General features: G+C 70.0%; 18 protein-coding genes and 4 pseudogenes. 11 read left to right on the forward strand and 11 right to left on the reverse strand.

The features are described from left to right. On the reverse strand, positions 1-443 hold a 443-nt coding region (locus tag ACIRU3_RS46075; protein WP_404070238.1), incomplete at its 3' end, for a transposase. A 153-nt stretch (positions 444-596) separates the two neighbouring features. Here ACIRU3_RS46075 and ACIRU3_RS46080 point away from each other — a divergent pair. The 8 genes and pseudogenes from ACIRU3_RS46080 to ACIRU3_RS46115 all read left to right on the forward strand — a co-directional run bounded on the left by ACIRU3_RS46080 (position 597) and on the right by ACIRU3_RS46115 (position 5,567). Further along, on the forward strand, positions 597-917 hold the full coding sequence (locus ACIRU3_RS46080) for a DUF6191 domain-containing protein (RefSeq protein WP_404070221.1): 321 nt from the start codon (positions 597-599) through the stop codon (positions 915-917). Between the two features lie 503 nt (positions 918-1,420). Further along, positions 1,421-1,840, forward strand: a complete 420-nt coding sequence (locus tag ACIRU3_RS46085) for a CBS domain-containing protein (protein ID WP_404070223.1) — start codon at positions 1,421-1,423, stop codon at positions 1,838-1,840. Positions 1,841-2,169: 329 nt separating this feature from the next. Next, positions 2,170-2,268 (forward strand): annotated as a pseudogene (locus ACIRU3_RS46090) (cyclase); the annotation flags it as partial. A gap of 83 nt (positions 2,269-2,351) precedes the next feature. Then, positions 2,352-3,089 carry a UdgX family uracil-DNA binding protein gene (locus tag ACIRU3_RS46095; RefSeq protein WP_404070224.1) on the forward strand — a complete coding sequence of 246 codons (738 nt, stop codon included), beginning with the start codon at positions 2,352-2,354 and terminating at the stop codon, positions 3,087-3,089. Then, a complete protein-coding gene (locus ACIRU3_RS46100; RefSeq protein ID WP_404070226.1) occupies positions 3,086-3,382 on the forward strand; it encodes a hypothetical protein in 297 nt (98 codons plus the stop codon). The genes ACIRU3_RS46095 and ACIRU3_RS46100 overlap by 4 nt, the downstream gene beginning before the upstream one ends. A 213-nt stretch (positions 3,383-3,595) precedes the next feature. Next, a complete protein-coding gene (locus tag ACIRU3_RS46105) occupies positions 3,596-4,627 on the forward strand; it encodes an NAD-dependent epimerase/dehydratase family protein (protein ID WP_404070228.1) in 1,032 nt (343 codons plus the stop codon). A gap of 55 nt (positions 4,628-4,682) precedes the next feature. Further along, positions 4,683-5,094, forward strand: a pseudogene (locus ACIRU3_RS46110) (DNA-formamidopyrimidine glycosylase family protein). Then, a complete protein-coding gene (locus ACIRU3_RS46115; RefSeq protein ID WP_404070230.1) occupies positions 5,091-5,567 on the forward strand; it encodes a hypothetical protein in 477 nt (158 codons plus the stop codon). Before ACIRU3_RS46110 ends, ACIRU3_RS46115 begins: the two are co-directional and overlap by 4 nt. 202 nt (positions 5,568-5,769) lie before the next feature. Here ACIRU3_RS46115 and ACIRU3_RS46120 read toward each other — a convergent pair whose 3' ends face one another. Continuing rightward, positions 5,770-6,333, reverse strand: a complete 564-nt coding sequence (locus ACIRU3_RS46120; RefSeq protein WP_404070232.1) for a hemerythrin domain-containing protein — start codon at positions 6,331-6,333, stop codon at positions 5,770-5,772. Between the two features lie 178 nt (positions 6,334-6,511). Continuing rightward, positions 6,512-6,907, reverse strand: a complete 396-nt coding sequence (locus ACIRU3_RS46125; protein WP_404070234.1) for a DUF6479 family protein — start codon at positions 6,905-6,907, stop codon at positions 6,512-6,514. 231 nt (positions 6,908-7,138) lie between these two features. Here ACIRU3_RS46125 and ACIRU3_RS46130 point away from each other — a divergent pair, with 231 nt between their 5' ends. Together ACIRU3_RS46130 and ACIRU3_RS46135 are read left to right on the forward strand one after the other, a co-directional pair. Beyond that, positions 7,139-7,507: a DUF6479 family protein gene (locus ACIRU3_RS46130; RefSeq protein WP_404070236.1), complete on the forward strand. Its 369-nt coding sequence runs from the start codon at positions 7,139-7,141 to the stop codon at positions 7,505-7,507. A gap of 178 nt (positions 7,508-7,685) precedes the next feature. After that, positions 7,686-8,249, forward strand: a complete 564-nt coding sequence (locus ACIRU3_RS46135) for a hemerythrin domain-containing protein (protein WP_404070232.1) — start codon at positions 7,686-7,688, stop codon at positions 8,247-8,249. Between the two features lie 202 nt (positions 8,250-8,451). On the opposite strand, the gene ACIRU3_RS46140 is transcribed toward ACIRU3_RS46135, so the two are convergent. From ACIRU3_RS46140 to ACIRU3_RS46175, 8 genes and pseudogenes are all read right to left on the reverse strand, one after another. Continuing rightward, the gene (locus ACIRU3_RS46140) at positions 8,452-8,928 is read right to left on the reverse strand and encodes a hypothetical protein (RefSeq protein ID WP_404070230.1); all 477 of its coding nucleotides are present in this window, start codon (positions 8,926-8,928) and stop codon (positions 8,452-8,454) included. Continuing rightward, a pseudogene (locus tag ACIRU3_RS46145) lies at positions 8,925-9,336 on the reverse strand (DNA-formamidopyrimidine glycosylase family protein). Before ACIRU3_RS46145 ends, ACIRU3_RS46140 begins: the two are co-directional and overlap by 4 nt. Before the next feature lie 55 nt (positions 9,337-9,391). Then, positions 9,392-10,423, reverse strand: coding sequence for an NAD-dependent epimerase/dehydratase family protein (locus ACIRU3_RS46150; RefSeq protein WP_404070228.1), 1,032 nt, complete (start codon positions 10,421-10,423; stop codon positions 9,392-9,394). 213 nt (positions 10,424-10,636) lie between these two features. Beyond that, positions 10,637-10,933 carry a hypothetical protein gene (locus ACIRU3_RS46155; RefSeq protein ID WP_404070226.1) on the reverse strand — a complete coding sequence of 99 codons (297 nt, stop codon included), beginning with the start codon at positions 10,931-10,933 and terminating at the stop codon, positions 10,637-10,639. Further along, complete coding sequence (locus tag ACIRU3_RS46160; RefSeq protein WP_404070224.1) at positions 10,930-11,667, reverse strand: UdgX family uracil-DNA binding protein; 738 nt, start codon at positions 11,665-11,667, stop codon at positions 10,930-10,932. Before ACIRU3_RS46160 ends, ACIRU3_RS46155 begins: the two co-directional genes overlap by 4 nt. Before the next feature lie 83 nt (positions 11,668-11,750). Then, positions 11,751-11,849, reverse strand: a pseudogene (locus ACIRU3_RS46165) (cyclase); the annotation flags it as partial. 329 nt (positions 11,850-12,178) lie between these two features. Next, positions 12,179-12,598: a CBS domain-containing protein gene (locus ACIRU3_RS46170; protein WP_404070223.1), complete on the reverse strand. Its 420-nt coding sequence runs from the start codon at positions 12,596-12,598 to the stop codon at positions 12,179-12,181. Between the two features lie 503 nt (positions 12,599-13,101). After that, positions 13,102-13,422: a DUF6191 domain-containing protein gene (locus ACIRU3_RS46175; RefSeq protein WP_404070221.1), complete on the reverse strand. Its 321-nt coding sequence runs from the start codon at positions 13,420-13,422 to the stop codon at positions 13,102-13,104. A gap of 153 nt (positions 13,423-13,575) precedes the next feature. Here ACIRU3_RS46175 and ACIRU3_RS46180 point away from each other — a divergent pair. Beyond that, positions 13,576-14,018, forward strand: a 443-nt coding sequence (locus ACIRU3_RS46180) for a transposase (RefSeq protein ID WP_404070238.1), incomplete at its 3' end; no start/stop codon positions are given.

A 14,018-nucleotide genomic window follows, 5' to 3' on the forward strand; every position in this document is an offset into this window, starting at 1 on the left:
GTCATGGCAAGGCGTAGCGACTGGAGGAAGAGGTCGGCCAGCGCGTCCAGGTGGCGGCGGCGGAACCGGGCGATCGAGCGGAAGTCGGGAGCCTGGCCGGCGGCCAGGAACCGGAACGCGACATCGTCGACGCATTTGCGCTCGATCGCCCGCGAGGAGCGGATGCCGGTGATGTAGCCGTAGATCAGCAGCCGCACCATCAGCCGGGGGTGGTAGGGCGGGTAACCCCGCTTCTCGGTGTAATCCGCGAGGATCGGCCCGAGGTCGAGCACCTCGTCGACCAGGTCGGCGACAAACCGGGCCAGGTGGTCTTCCGGCAGCCAGTCATCCAGCGACGGCGGCAGCAGCAACACCTGGTGCGGGTCGAACGCCCGGAACGTCTTGTCCGCCGCCGCCGCACGACGCGGCGGCTTTTTCCCCTCGGCCGGCCCGGCCTCGAACAGCCCCTCCTGATCACGCATACCGGGATCATCCCGTACGAGTGATCACCAGCCCCACGCAGGTGCCGGCTACTGTGACTGAGTACACATTGCGCATCACGGTTGGCCACGCCGCACACCTTGCAGCATTTCCCTCGCGGCGCCGATCCTCGGGTCATGGAGTTCGCCGTCTTCATGACCTTGCCCGGACTGGTCATCCTGCTGACCGTCGTGGCCTTCGCGGATCAGCTGCTTCTCCGTGCTGGGCGGGCCGGCCTGCTGCCGTGGCGGAACAGCGCCCGGCAGGGCCAGATATCGGCGACCGGTTTTGAGCAGCTCCACGCGAGCTTCTCGCCGGGCAAGCAAAACGAACTCAAGGAGCGGCAGTCCGCCCTGGTCATGCGGGACGACGAGGAAGACGGGGCGCCGCCGAACCGGACGACGGTAGACCTCGATGGCGGGGTCGCGGTCGTCCGGATGCCGCAGGCCGACCAGTAGAACGCCGCCCAGTACACGGTGGTGCACGCCCATCCCTCATCCGGGCGGGGCGGCAAGCCAGAGGCCAACTGAAGTACTCGGTGGCCAACCGAGACGCTCAGCCACAGTTACTGACCCACGCTCCTAGCACACGGCGGGGCTGCCGTCCATGACGCGGTAGCCGTGGACACCGCCTCCGCCGAAGCCCGCGGCCTCTCCTGCCGTGCAGCCCGGGAACTGGGCTGCCGACGGCGTCGAGGAGACGGCGGGCTGACGAGCTCGTGGACGGTACGCGGTGCGTCGTCGAGGACTTGGGGGCTCGGTGGTCACCTACGTGGTGCCAGGGTCAGGTAGGTGACCTGTTGGAGGGGCACCAGGGGCGGCGACAGCTTGGAAGGTTGCTCAACTGCTGGCGGCTGCCGAGGTGGCGCGGCCGATTTCGGCGTTGCGCGCCGGATGCCGCGGGTACCCGGGGAGCGTGACGACGGAGGGAAGCCTCCCGTTCCGACCGCGAGGGAGGAAACATGACCCAACGTATTCGCGAGATCATGAGTACGGACCTCGTCACGGTGGAGCCGCTGACATCGGTGGTCGACGTCGCCCAGCTGATGCGCCGTGAAGGCGTCGGCGATGTGCTGGTGGTCGACGAGGGCCACCTGCGCGGACTGGTGACCGACCGGGATCTGGTCATCCGCATCATGGCGGAAGGCGGCAACGCCGATGACCGCACAGTGGTGAACGCATGCAGCGAAGAACTGATCACCGTCACCCCCGATGACGACGTCGACCAGGTCATCGGGCTGATGCGTGACCGGGCCGTGCGCCGGGTGCCGGTGGTCGAAGGCGACCGCCCCGTCGGGATCGTGTCCCTGGGAGACCTGGCCATCGAACGCGATCCCGGCTCCGCTCTCGGGGACATCAGCGCGGCCCGGCCCAATGAGTGAAGCCACACACCGTCCTTCGGGGCCCCTCAGGCCAAGGCGGTGCAGCTCGGCCATATGGTGCCGTATCGGCGGCCGCACGCCCTGACCGGTCTGGTGAGGCACTTCCTTGTCCAGGAACCTGTCACGGCCGGTGCGCTGGCCAGCAGGGGCCGAAGGCGGGGAGGAGAAGACCCTCGAGGGGTTGCCGCAAGCCACTGTGCGGGAGGTCCGGCGGGCCCCCGAGGAAGTACCGGCGTCCGCGGGTACCCTGCCTGATCGGGTACTCGGACGGCGCAGCACCACCAGGTGACGCATACGGCTCTGACCGTAGAGGTGGAGGAGGAACGGCCATGGGCACCGTGAAGGAATCGGTCGAGGTCGATGTTCCGGTACGGACCGCCTACAACCAGTGGACCCGCTTCGAGGAGTTTCCGAAGTTCATGGAGGGCACGCGGCGACGAGTCCGGTGCGTGGTTGGGCGCGGCCGGGTAATTCCGGGCTGAGCGAGTGACTGCGCAGCGGATGACACGCCATGGCCGGCCAAGGTCATGACGCGACGCCGTTCCTGCCGGGGCGGCGCGCGCGTCTCCCCGGGCTGCGGAAGGCGGCCGCGCGGTGCGAGGGCTGCCCGCTGTACCGGGAGGCGACCCAGACGGTGTTCGGCGAAGGCGACACGGACGCACACGTCCTGCTTCTGGGCGAGCAGCCCGGGGACGAGCAGGACCGGCAGGGCAGGCCATTCGTCGGTCCGGCGGGCAAGGTACTGAGGCGAGCCCTCGTCGACGCGGGCATCGATCCGGAACGGGTCTACGTCACCAACGCGGTCAAGCACTTCAAGTTCACGGTCGCCGAAGGCCGTAAGCGTCGTATCCACAAGGCTCCCAGCTTGCGCGAGATGACGGCCTGCCGGCCCTGGCTCGTGGCCGAGCTGCGGGTCGTGTCACCGAAGATCGTCGTAGCGCTCGGCGCGACGGCTGGCAGAGCCCTGCTCGGCCCGGGTTTCCGGGTGACCGAGCAGCGCGGCGCCCTTCTGCCCTGGCCCGGGATCGACGGGAGCGGCGACGGAGACGGACACGGAGACGGCAAGGGTGGCGGTTCCGGTGGGACGGACGAGGGGATCAGCGCGTTGATCGCGACGATCCACCCCTCCGCCGTCCTGCGCGCCACCGACCGTACGGCGGTCTACGACGGCCTCGTCGCCGATCTTCGACTCGTGGCGGACATCCTCGCGGAAGGTGAGGGGCGCGCCCGGAGAGGCGAGGAACGATGAGCTTCCCTCATCCCGCCGACCGGGGAGGCGACGGACGCCGGACGTTCGAACGGTTCGCGGAGGGCGCGTCGAGATTCACCAGCTCCCCGCTGTTCTTCCTGCTCTGCGTGGCGCTGGTCACGTCGATGGTGATGGTCCACGCCGTCGGGCTGGCCACGGAGTGGCAGGTGCTCACCGGGGACTGTATGACGGCATTGACGCTGCTCCGGCTCGCGCTGCTGAGGGACTCGGAGCCAGGGGCGGAGCGCGCGATCCAGCGCAAGCTGGACGCCATCGCCGCCGCCCTGCTCTAAGCGCAGCAGGGCTCCCCGGGCAAGGCGCACGACGACCTCAGAACCGCCATCCGCATGGAGGAGGAGATCTGACCGGAGATTCCGAGCCCCGGGGTGCCGATGTCATCGCTCATCGCCCTGACCACGTCGGAGTATCTCGGGATATACGGGGTGATGCTCCGGGTACCCGGCCTGCCGAGAACCTCCCAGAGAAGGGCGGCTGCCATGAACGGCATGGCGCAGCATGAGACAGGAGGCACCCCCGGGCTCCGGGTGGTGGTCGTCGGGGCGACCGGCAACGTCGGGACGAGTGTGGTGGAGGCTCTGCGCCGTCATCCCGCGGTCGCGTCGGTCCTCGGACTGGCCCGCAGGATTCCGAACTGGAAACCCGACGGGACGCGTTGGGCGGCGGCAGACATCGACCCGGACGGCAGCGACCTCGTCCGCCAATTCACCGGTGCGGACGCCGTCGTCCACCTGGCCTGGAAGTTCCAGCCCACCCATGCCCCTGTGACGACGTGGCGGACCAATGTGCTCGGCAGTATCAGGGTGTGCGAGGCCGTCGCGGAGGCCGAGGTCCCCGCACTCGTCCACGCCTCGTCCGTCGGCGCCTACTCACCCGGCGCCAAGGACCGCCCGGTCGACGAGTCCTGGCCGACGCATGGCTGGCCCCAGGCGGCGTACTGCCGGGAAAAGGCCTACATGGAGAGGTACCTGGACGCGTACGAGCTCGACCACCGGAAGGTGCGGGTCGTGCGCATGCGCCCGGGCTTCCTGTTCAAACGGGAGTCGGCGTCACAGCAGCGCCGGATCTTCGCGGGATCGCTGATTCCCGCGCCTCTGATGCGGCCGCCGTTCGTCCCGGTGGTCCCGGATCTGCCGGGGCTGGTGTTCCAGGCACTGCACACCGACGACGCCGCTGCCGCGTACGCGGAGGCGGTCGTCAGCCGGGTGCGCGGCGCGTTCAACCTCGCCGCCGACCCGCCCCTGGACGCGGCCGAGCTCGCCCGGGTCCTCGCGGTGCGGCCGCTGCGCGTCCCGTTGCCGCCGGTCCGGGCCGCTCTCTCGGCCGCCTGGCGGTTGCGGCTGGTGCCGGCCTCTCCGGACCTGTTCGACGCCGTCCTGCGACTGCCGCTGATGGACTGCTCTCGCGCGCGGGCGGAACTGGGCTGGCGGCCGCGGCACTCGGCCACAGAAGCGGTCCAGGAGTTTCTCGACGGACTGCGTGAACACGCAGGCATGGACACCGCGCCACTCGCCGCATGAACCGCCGCGTGGCGAAGTAGTCCGGGCGCGCCCTTACACACTCCGGGAGGCAGGCATGCCGGAGTTGCCCGACGTCGAGGGCTTTCGCGAGGTACTGAACACCTGTGGCCATGGCCGGCGCGTCCGGCACGTTGATGTGCGCGACCCAGGCGTACTGCGCGGGGTCACCGCGAAACGCCTGCGACGGGCAGTGGCGGGGCGGCGACTCGGTCGGCCGTGGCGAGGTGCTGATCGTCCCGGTCGGCGAAGGCCCGGTCCTCGCCTGGCACTTCGGCATGACAGGCGAGCTGGTGTGCACCCGCGCGGACGATCCGCGGCAGCCCCATGACCGGGTCGTCCTGACCCTCGACGACGAACGGCAGTTGCGCTACCGCGACCAGCGCAAGCCCCAGGGCATAGCCTCGCCCCGAATCCGCGGGCGCTGGAGCGGCTTCTGTCCCGGCTGGGCCCCGACGCCCTGGAGATGACCCGTCCGGACTTCCTGGAGCTGCTTGTCGGGGGGCGGGGAGCGGTCAAGGGTGTGCTGATGGACCAGTCTCTCGTCGCGGGCCCAGGGAACCTCCTCAGCGACGAGATCCTCTGGCGAGCGCGTGTGGCTCCCGGGCGTCCTGCGCGGGGCCTGGGACGCCGAGGCCCGTCATGTGTTCACGGCGATGCGACGTGTGCTCACCACCGCCACCCGCGCCGGACGCGTGCCGCCGCGCCATGGCTGGCTCACGGGCCATCGCGACGATCCCGAGCCGGTGTGCCCGCGCTGCGGCGGACGGCTGCGCTCCCGCCGCCTCTCCGGCCGCCGCACCGTCTGGTGCGAGCACTCCCAGCACTGACGAGGGCACGGCCCTGGCCGCAAGGCTCGTCGCGTACGGTACTGCCGACGCGGGCCTACTCCGGCTTGCAGTGGAAGTCCCCCACGGCCCGAGCGACCGAGTCAGACAGCTGAGCCCGAGATGAACATCGGCAGCACGGCCGGCGAAGGCGACCGTCCCGCGGACGCCTGCAGCGGCGTGTCCACGGCCGTCCACGTGGTCACCAGCCGGGGCCGCAACCGCCTGAGCAGGCGGCCCGCCCCGGCGGCCGGCACAGCCGGGCCTGCACCACCGGTCGATGTACGGCCCGGATCGCCGCCGGGAGGGGGTGCCCCGTCAGCCGAGCTTGCCTCGCCCCGTCATCGCATCGCGCAAACGGTCGACCAGACCGACGCCCGGTGCCAGCAGTTTGTTCGCCGGCGGCTCGCTCGGCGCGGAGGGGTGGGGGCGTGTCGGCGCCATCTTCTTCGCCTGACGAACCTTGTCGCCCAAGCCGTCGAGGGCATCGGCGGAACACGCCGCGCGCAGCCTCGGGAAGAGGTTCTCCTCCTCGTCGGCGATATGCATGCGGATCTCACTCATCAGCGTGCTCATCAGCCGGTCGAACTGCGGATCGTCCGCCTCGCAGCCCTCCAGGTCTTTCATGATCCGCTCGGCCTTGGCATGATCCTCGATTTCCTTGTCGGCCAGCGCGTCCCCACCCGCCACGTACTGGCGCACGGCCGGGTAGAGGTAGGCCTCCTCGGCGACCGAGTGCCGGACCAGCTCCATCGTGGCTTGGTCGGCGTACACCTTGCGGTTCTTGTCACCGGACGGCAGCACCTCGATCTTGCCGAAGATCTCCTCGACCTCCCGGTGATCGGTAACCAGCTCATCGATCACGTTTCCACCGTGTCCCATGTCCTCACCTCCGGTCGTACCACGGCAGTCCGGACGGATCCGCCGAGGACCTCGAGTGCCCGGCATCGGCGGGCTCACACGAATCGCGTCAACAATCCGGCTTTCACGGAGAGCGGGGACCGACCGGGCCGCGCAGACGTCGCCAAGCTCACGCATGTGCCAAACGGTCCGCCGCCACTCAGGACGCACCGCTCCCCTCGTTACCGAAGGATCCGGTGGATCCGGGCTGCCGGTGGGGGCGGGTCCGGTTCTCGACCGGCCTGCTCGGCGCGTTCCCGAGTTCGTGCGGCGTGAGCCGCTTTTCTCCGTCCCTCACCTGTGGCACCTCATTGGGTTCGCGCATCTGCCGCTCCTCACGAACGGGCCCCGACTCAGGCAGCGTGGGCTGCTCCGAACGCCGGGGTGGCGGCAGCTCACGTCGTCGCACCCTGATCCCCAGGCGTACGGCCCCCACCAGTGCGGCCGTGAGGAGCAGACCGCAAACGACGATGGCGACCATCCCCGCCGACGACCCCGCGGCGGCCGTTTGCTCAAGTGGTGTGTTCATCGACCCCGGGTATCCACCTTCCGGCATCGGATGCCCAGGCGGCGCGGTGGACGCGGCACGCACGCGGCCTTGCGCAGCAGGTATCCGCGGCCCCGACTCCTAGAACCCAAGGCGGGCGGGCCGGGGCCATGGCCCCGGCCCGCCCGCCTTGGGTTCTAGGAGTCGGGGCCGCGGATACCTGCTGCGCAAGGCCGCGTGCGTGCCGCGTCCACCGCGCCGCCTGGGCATCCGATGCCGGAAGGTGGATACCCGGGGTCGATGAACACACCACTTGAGCAAACGGCCGCCGCGGGGTCGTCGGCGGGGATGGTCGCCATCGTCGTTTGCGGTCTGCTCCTCACGGCCGCACTGGTGGGGGCCGTACGCCTGGGGATCAGGGTGCGACGACGTGAGCTGCCGCCACCCCGGCGTTCGGAGCAGCCCACGCTGCCTGAGTCGGGGCCCGTTCGTGAGGAGCGGCAGATGCGCGAACCCAATGAGGTGCCACAGGTGAGGGACGGAGAAAAGCGGCTCACGCCGCACGAACTCGGGAACGCGCCGAGCAGGCCGGTCGAGAACCGGACCCGCCCCCACCGGCAGCCCGGATCCACCGGATCCTTCGGTAACGAGGGGAGCGGTGCGTCCTGAGTGGCGGCGGACCGTTTGGCACATGCGTGAGCTTGGCGACGTCTGCGCGGCCCGGTCGGTCCCCGCTCTCCGTGAAAGCCGGATTGTTGACGCGATTCGTGTGAGCCCGCCGATGCCGGGCACTCGAGGTCCTCGGCGGATCCGTCCGGACTGCCGTGGTACGACCGGAGGTGAGGACATGGGACACGGTGGAAACGTGATCGATGAGCTGGTTACCGATCACCGGGAGGTCGAGGAGATCTTCGGCAAGATCGAGGTGCTGCCGTCCGGTGACAAGAACCGCAAGGTGTACGCCGACCAAGCCACGATGGAGCTGGTCCGGCACTCGGTCGCCGAGGAGGCCTACCTCTACCCGGCCGTGCGCCAGTACGTGGCGGGTGGGGACGCGCTGGCCGACAAGGAAATCGAGGATCATGCCAAGGCCGAGCGGATCATGAAAGACCTGGAGGGCTGCGAGGCGGACGATCCGCAGTTCGACCGGCTGATGAGCACGCTGATGAGTGAGATCCGCATGCATATCGCCGACGAGGAGGAGAACCTCTTCCCGAGGCTGCGCGCGGCGTGTTCCGCCGATGCCCTCGACGGCTTGGGCGACAAGGTTCGTCAGGCGAAGAAGATGGCGCCGACACGCCCCCACCCCTCCGCGCCGAGCGAGCCGCCGGCGAACAAACTGCTGGCACCGGGCGTCGGTCTGGTCGACCGTTTGCGCGATGCGATGACGGGGCGAGGCAAGCTCGGCTGACGGGGCACCCCCTCCCGGCGGCGATCCGGGCCGTACATCGACCGGTGGTGCAGGCCCGGCTGTGCCGGCCGCCGGGGCGGGCCGCCTGCTCAGGCGGTTGCGGCCCCGGCTGGTGACCACGTGGACGGCCGTGGACACGCCGCTGCAGGCGTCCGCGGGACGGTCGCCTTCGCCGGCCGTGCTGCCGATGTTCATCTCGGGCTCAGCTGTCTGACTCGGTCGCTCGGGCCGTGGGGGACTTCCACTGCAAGCCGGAGTAGGCCCGCGTCGGCAGTACCGTACGCGACGAGCCTTGCGGCCAGGGCCGTGCCCTCGTCAGTGCTGGGAGTGCTCGCACCAGACGGTGCGGCGGCCGGAGAGGCGGCGGGAGCGCAGCCGTCCGCCGCAGCGCGGGCACACCGGCTCGGGATCGTCGCGATGGCCCGTGAGCCAGCCATGGCGCGGCGGCACGCGTCCGGCGCGGGTGGCGGTGGTGAGCACACGTCGCATCGCCGTGAACACATGACGGGCCTCGGCGTCCCAGGCCCCGCGCAGGACGCCCGGGAGCCACACGCGCTCGCCAGAGGATCTCGTCGCTGAGGAGGTTCCCTGGGCCCGCGACGAGAGACTGGTCCATCAGCACACCCTTGACCGCTCCCCGCCCCCCGACAAGCAGCTCCAGGAAGTCCGGACGGGTCATCTCCAGGGCGTCGGGGCCCAGCCGGGACAGAAGCCGCTCCAGCGCCCGCGGATTCGGGGCGAGGCTATGCCCTGGGGCTTGCGCTGGTCGCGGTAGCGCAACTGCCGTTCGTCGTCGAGGGTCAGGACGACCCGGTCATGGGGCTGCCGCGGATCGTCCGCGCGGGTGCACACCAGCTCGCCTGTCATGCCGAAGTGCCAGGCGAGGACCGGGCCTTCGCCGACCGGGACGATCAGCACCTCGCCACGGCCGACCGAGTCGCCGCCCCGCCACTGCCCGTCGCAGGCGTTTCGCGGTGACCCCGCGCAGTACGCCTGGGTCGCGCACATCAACGTGCCGGACGCGCCGGCCATGGCCACAGGTGTTCAGTACCTCGCGAAAGCCCTCGACGTCGGGCAACTCCGGCATGCCTGCCTCCCGGAGTGTGTAAGGGCGCGCCCGGACTACTTCGCCACGCGGCGGTTCATGCGGCGAGTGGCGCGGTGTCCATGCCTGCGTGTTCACGCAGTCCGTCGAGAAACTCCTGGACCGCTTCTGTGGCCGAGTGCCGCGGCCGCCAGCCCAGTTCCGCCCGCGCGCGAGAGCAGTCCATCAGCGGCAGTCGCAGGACGGCGTCGAACAGGTCCGGAGAGGCCGGCACCAGCCGCAACCGCCAGGCGGCCGAGAGAGCGGCCCGGACCGGCGGCAACGGGACGCGCAGCGGCCGCACCGCGAGGACCCGGGCGAGCTCGGCCGCGTCCAGGGGCGGGTCGGCGGCGAGGTTGAACGCGCCGCGCACCCGGCTGACGACCGCCTCCGCGTACGCGGCAGCGGCGTCGTCGGTGTGCAGTGCCTGGAACACCAGCCCCGGCAGATCCGGGACCACCGGGACGAACGGCGGCCGCATCAGAGGCGCGGGAATCAGCGATCCCGCGAAGATCCGGCGCTGCTGTGACGCCGACTCCCGTTTGAACAGGAAGCCCGGGCGCATGCGCACGACCCGCACCTTCCGGTGGTCGAGCTCGTACGCGTCCAGGTACCTCTCCATGTAGGCCTTTTCCCGGCAGTACGCCGCCTGGGGCCAGCCATGCGTCGGCCAGGACTCGTCGACCGGGCGGTCCTTGGCGCCGGGTGAGTAGGCGCCGACGGACGAGGCGTGGACGAGTGCGGGGACCTCGGCCTCCGCGACGGCCTCGCACACCCTGATACTGCCGAGCACATTGGTCCGCCACGTCGTCACAGGGGCATGGGTGGGCTGGAACTTCCAGGCCAGGTGGACGACGGCGTCCGCACCGGTGAATTGGCGGACGAGGTCGCTGCCGTCCGGGTCGATGTCTGCCGCCGCCCAACGCGTCCCGTCGGGTTTCCAGTTCGGAATCCTGCGGGCCAGTCCGAGGACCGACGCGACCGCGGGATGACGGCGCAGAGCCTCCACCACACTCGTCCCGACGTTGCCGGTCGCCCCGACGACCACCACCCGGAGCCCGGGGGTGCCTCCTGTCTCATGCTGCGCCATGCCGTTCATGGCAGCCGCCCTTCTCTGGGAGGTTCTCGGCAGGCCGGGTACCCGGAGCATCACCCCGTATATCCCGAGATACTCCGACGTGGTCAGGGCGATGAGCGATGACATCGGCACCCCGGGGCTCGGAATCTCCGGTCAGATCTCCTCCTCCATGCGGATGGCGGTTCTGAGGTCGTCGTGCGCCTTGCCCGGGGAGCCCTGCTGCGCTTAGAGCAGGGCGGCGGCGATGGCGTCCAGCTTGCGCTGGATCGCGCGCTCCGCCCCTGGCTCCGAGTCCCTCAGCAGCGCGAGCCGGAGCAGCGTCAATGCCGTCATACAGTCCCCGGTGAGCACCTGCCACTCCGTGGCCAGCCCGACGGCGTGGACCATCACCATCGACGTGACCAGCGCCACGCAGAGCAGGAAGAACAGCGGGGAGCTGGTGAATCTCGACGCGCCCTCCGCGAACCGTTCGAACGTCCGGCGTCCGTCGCCTCCCCGGTCGGCGGGATGAGGGAAGCTCATCGTTCCTCGCCTCTCCGGGCGCGCCCCTCACCTTCCGCGAGGATGTCCGCCACGAGTCGAAGATCGGCGACGAGGCCGTCGTAGACCGCCGTACGGTCGGTGGCGCGCAGGACGGCGGAGGGGTGGATCGTCGCGATCAACGCGCTGATCCCCTCGTCCGTCCCACCGGAACCGCCACCCTTGCCGTCTCCGTGTCCGTCTCCGTCGCCGCTCCCGTCGATCCCGGGCCAGGGCAGAAGGGCGCCGCGCTGCTCGGTCACCCGGAAACCCGGGCCGAGCAGGGCTCTGCCAGCCGTCGCGCCGAGCGCTACGACGATCTTCGGTGACACGACCCGCAGCTCGGCCACGAGCCAGGGCCGGCAGGCCGTCATCTCGCGCAAGCTGGGAGCCTTGTGGATACGACGCTTACGGCCTTCGGCGACCGTGAACTTGAAGTGCTTGACCGCGTTGGTGACGTAGACCCGTTCCGGATCGATGCCCGCGTCGACGAGGGCTCGCCTCAGTACCTTGCCCGCCGGACCGACGAATGGCCTGCCCTGCCGGTCCTGCTCGTCCCCGGGCTGCTCGCCCAGAAGCAGGACGTGTGCGTCCGTGTCGCCTTCGCCGAACACCGTCTGGGTCGCCTCCCGGTACAGCGGGCAGCCCTCGCACCGCGCGGCCGCCTTCCGCAGCCCGGGGAGACGCGCGCGCCGCCCCGGCAGGAACGGCGTCGCGTCATGACCTTGGCCGGCCATGGCGTGTCATCCGCTGCGCAGTCACTCGCTCAGCCCGGAATTACCCGGCCGCGCCCAACCACGCACCGGACTCGTCGCCGCGTGCCCTCCATGAACTTCGGAAACTCCTCGAAGCGGGTCCACTGGTTGTAGGCGGTCCGTACCGGAACATCGACCTCGACCGATTCCTTCACGGTGCCCATGGCCGTTCCTCCTCCACCTCTACGGTCAGAGCCGTATGCGTCACCTGGTGGTGCTGCGCCGTCCGAGTACCCGATCAGGCAGGGTACCCGCGGACGCCGGTACTTCCTCGGGGGCCCGCCGGACCTCCCGCACAGTGGCTTGCGGCAACCCCTCGAGGGTCTTCTCCTCCCCGCCTTCGGCCCCTGCTGGCCAGCGCACCGGCCGTGACAGGTTCCTGGACAAGGAAGTGCCTCACCAGACCGGTCAGGGCGTGCGGCCGCCGATACGGCACCATATGGCCGAGCTGCACCGCCTTGGCCTGAGGGGCCCCGAAGGACGGTGTGTGGCTTCACTCATTGGGCCGGGCCGCGCTGATGTCCCCGAGAGCGGAGCCGGGATCGCGTTCGATGGCCAGGTCTCCCAGGGACACGATCCCGACGGGGCGGTCGCCTTCGACCACCGGCACCCGGCGCACGGCCCGGTCACGCATCAGCCCGATGACCTGGTCGACGTCGTCATCGGGGGTGACGGTGATCAGTTCTTCGCTGCATGCGTTCACCACTGTGCGGTCATCGGCGTTGCCGCCTTCCGCCATGATGCGGATGACCAGATCCCGGTCGGTCACCAGTCCGCGCAGGTGGCCCTCGTCGACCACCAGCACATCGCCGACGCCTTCACGGCGCATCAGCTGGGCGACGTCGACCACCGATGTCAGCGGCTCCACCGTGACGAGGTCCGTACTCATGATCTCGCGAATACGTTGGGTCATGTTTCCTCCCTCGCGGTCGGAACGGGAGGCTTCCCTCCGTCGTCACGCTCCCCGGGTACCCGCGGCATCCGGCGCGCAACGCCGAAATCGGCCGCGCCACCTCGGCAGCCGCCAGCAGTTGAGCAACCTTCCAAGCTGTCGCCGCCCCTGGTGCCCCTCCAACAGGTCACCTACCTGACCCTGGCACCACGTAGGTGACCACCGAGCCCCCAAGTCCTCGACGACGCACCGCGTACCGTCCACGAGCTCGTCAGCCCGCCGTCTCCTCGACGCCGTCGGCAGCCCAGTTCCCGGGCTGCACGGCAGGAGAGGCCGCGGGCTTCGGCGGAGGCGGTGTCCACGGCTACCGCGTCATGGACGGCAGCCCCGCCGTGTGCTAGGAGCGTGGGTCAGTAACTGTGGCTGAGCGTCTCGGTTGGCCACCGAGTACTTCAGTTGGCCTCTGGCTTGCCGCCCCGCCCGGATGAGGGATGGGCGTGCACCACCGTGTACTGGGCGGCGTTCTACTGGTCGGCCTGCGGCATCCGGACGACCGCGACCCCGCCATCGAGGTCTACCGTCGTCCGGTTCGGCGGCGCCCCGTCTTCCTCGTCGTCCCGCATGACCAGGGCGGACTGCCGCTCCTTGAGTTCGTTTTGCTTGCCCGGCGAGAAGCTCGCGTGGAGCTGCTCAAAACCGGTCGCCGATATCTGGCCCTGCCGGGCGCTGTTCCGCCACGGCAGCAGGCCGGCCCGCCCAGCACGGAGAAGCAGCTGATCCGCGAAGGCCACGACGGTCAGCAGGATGACCAGTCCGGGCAAGGTCATGAAGACGGCGAACTCCATGACCCGAGGATCGGCGCCGCGAGGGAAATGCTGCAAGGTGTGCGGCGTGGCCAACCGTGATGCGCAATGTGTACTCAGTCACAGTAGCCGGCACCTGCGTGGGGCTGGTGATCACTCGTACGGGATGATCCCGGTATGCGTGATCAGGAGGGGCTGTTCGAGGCCGGGCCGGCCGAGGGGAAAAAGCCGCCGCGTCGTGCGGCGGCGGCGGACAAGACGTTCCGGGCGTTCGACCCGCACCAGGTGTTGCTGCTGCCGCCGTCGCTGGATGACTGGCTGCCGGAAGACCACCTGGCCCGGTTTGTCGCCGACCTGGTCGACGAGGTGCTCGACCTCGGGCCGATCCTCGCGGATTACACCGAGAAGCGGGGTTACCCGCCCTACCACCCCCGGCTGATGGTGCGGCTGCTGATCTACGGCTACATCACCGGCATCCGCTCCTCGCGGGCGATCGAGCGCAAATGCGTCGACGATGTCGCGTTCCGGTTCCTGGCCGCCGGCCAGGCTCCCGACTTCCGCTCGATCGCCCGGTTCCGCCGCCGCCACCTGGACGCGCTGGCCGACCTCTTCCTCCAGTCGCTACGCCTTGCCATGAC

It is taken from the genome of Streptomyces sp. NPDC101151, assembly GCF_044768335.1.
Classification (GTDB): Bacteria; Actinomycetota; Actinomycetes; order Streptomycetales; family Streptomycetaceae; genus Streptomyces.

Excerpts from the sequence above, each read along its gene's own strand:
- ACIRU3_RS46120 (WP_404070232.1), bottom strand. The coding sequence starts at position 6,333 with ATGGGACACGGTGGAAACGTGATCGATGAGCTGGTTACCGATCACCGG.
- ACIRU3_RS46175 (WP_404070221.1), bottom strand. The coding sequence starts at position 13,422 with ATGGAGTTCGCCGTCTTCATGACCTTGCCCGGACTGGTCATCCTGCTG.
- ACIRU3_RS46105 (WP_404070228.1), top strand. The coding sequence starts at position 3,596 with ATGGCGCAGCATGAGACAGGAGGCACCCCCGGGCTCCGGGTGGTGGTC.
- ACIRU3_RS46125 (WP_404070234.1), bottom strand. The coding sequence starts at position 6,907 with ATGCCGGAAGGTGGATACCCGGGGTCGATGAACACACCACTTGAGCAA.
- ACIRU3_RS46150 (WP_404070228.1), bottom strand. The coding sequence starts at position 10,423 with ATGGCGCAGCATGAGACAGGAGGCACCCCCGGGCTCCGGGTGGTGGTC.
- ACIRU3_RS46170 (WP_404070223.1), bottom strand. The coding sequence starts at position 12,598 with ATGACCCAACGTATTCGCGAGATCATGAGTACGGACCTCGTCACGGTG.
- ACIRU3_RS46080 (WP_404070221.1), top strand. The coding sequence starts at position 597 with ATGGAGTTCGCCGTCTTCATGACCTTGCCCGGACTGGTCATCCTGCTG.
- ACIRU3_RS46160 (WP_404070224.1), bottom strand. The coding sequence starts at position 11,667 with ATGGCCGGCCAAGGTCATGACGCGACGCCGTTCCTGCCGGGGCGGCGC.
- ACIRU3_RS46130 (WP_404070236.1), top strand. The coding sequence starts at position 7,139 with ATGAACACACCACTTGAGCAAACGGCCGCCGCGGGGTCGTCGGCGGGG.
- ACIRU3_RS46095 (WP_404070224.1), top strand. The coding sequence starts at position 2,352 with ATGGCCGGCCAAGGTCATGACGCGACGCCGTTCCTGCCGGGGCGGCGC.
- ACIRU3_RS46100 (WP_404070226.1), top strand. The coding sequence starts at position 3,086 with ATGAGCTTCCCTCATCCCGCCGACCGGGGAGGCGACGGACGCCGGACG.
- ACIRU3_RS46140 (WP_404070230.1), bottom strand. The coding sequence starts at position 8,928 with ATGACCCGTCCGGACTTCCTGGAGCTGCTTGTCGGGGGGCGGGGAGCG.
- ACIRU3_RS46155 (WP_404070226.1), bottom strand. The coding sequence starts at position 10,933 with ATGAGCTTCCCTCATCCCGCCGACCGGGGAGGCGACGGACGCCGGACG.
- ACIRU3_RS46115 (WP_404070230.1), top strand. The coding sequence starts at position 5,091 with ATGACCCGTCCGGACTTCCTGGAGCTGCTTGTCGGGGGGCGGGGAGCG.
- ACIRU3_RS46085 (WP_404070223.1), top strand. The coding sequence starts at position 1,421 with ATGACCCAACGTATTCGCGAGATCATGAGTACGGACCTCGTCACGGTG.
- ACIRU3_RS46135 (WP_404070232.1), top strand. The coding sequence starts at position 7,686 with ATGGGACACGGTGGAAACGTGATCGATGAGCTGGTTACCGATCACCGG.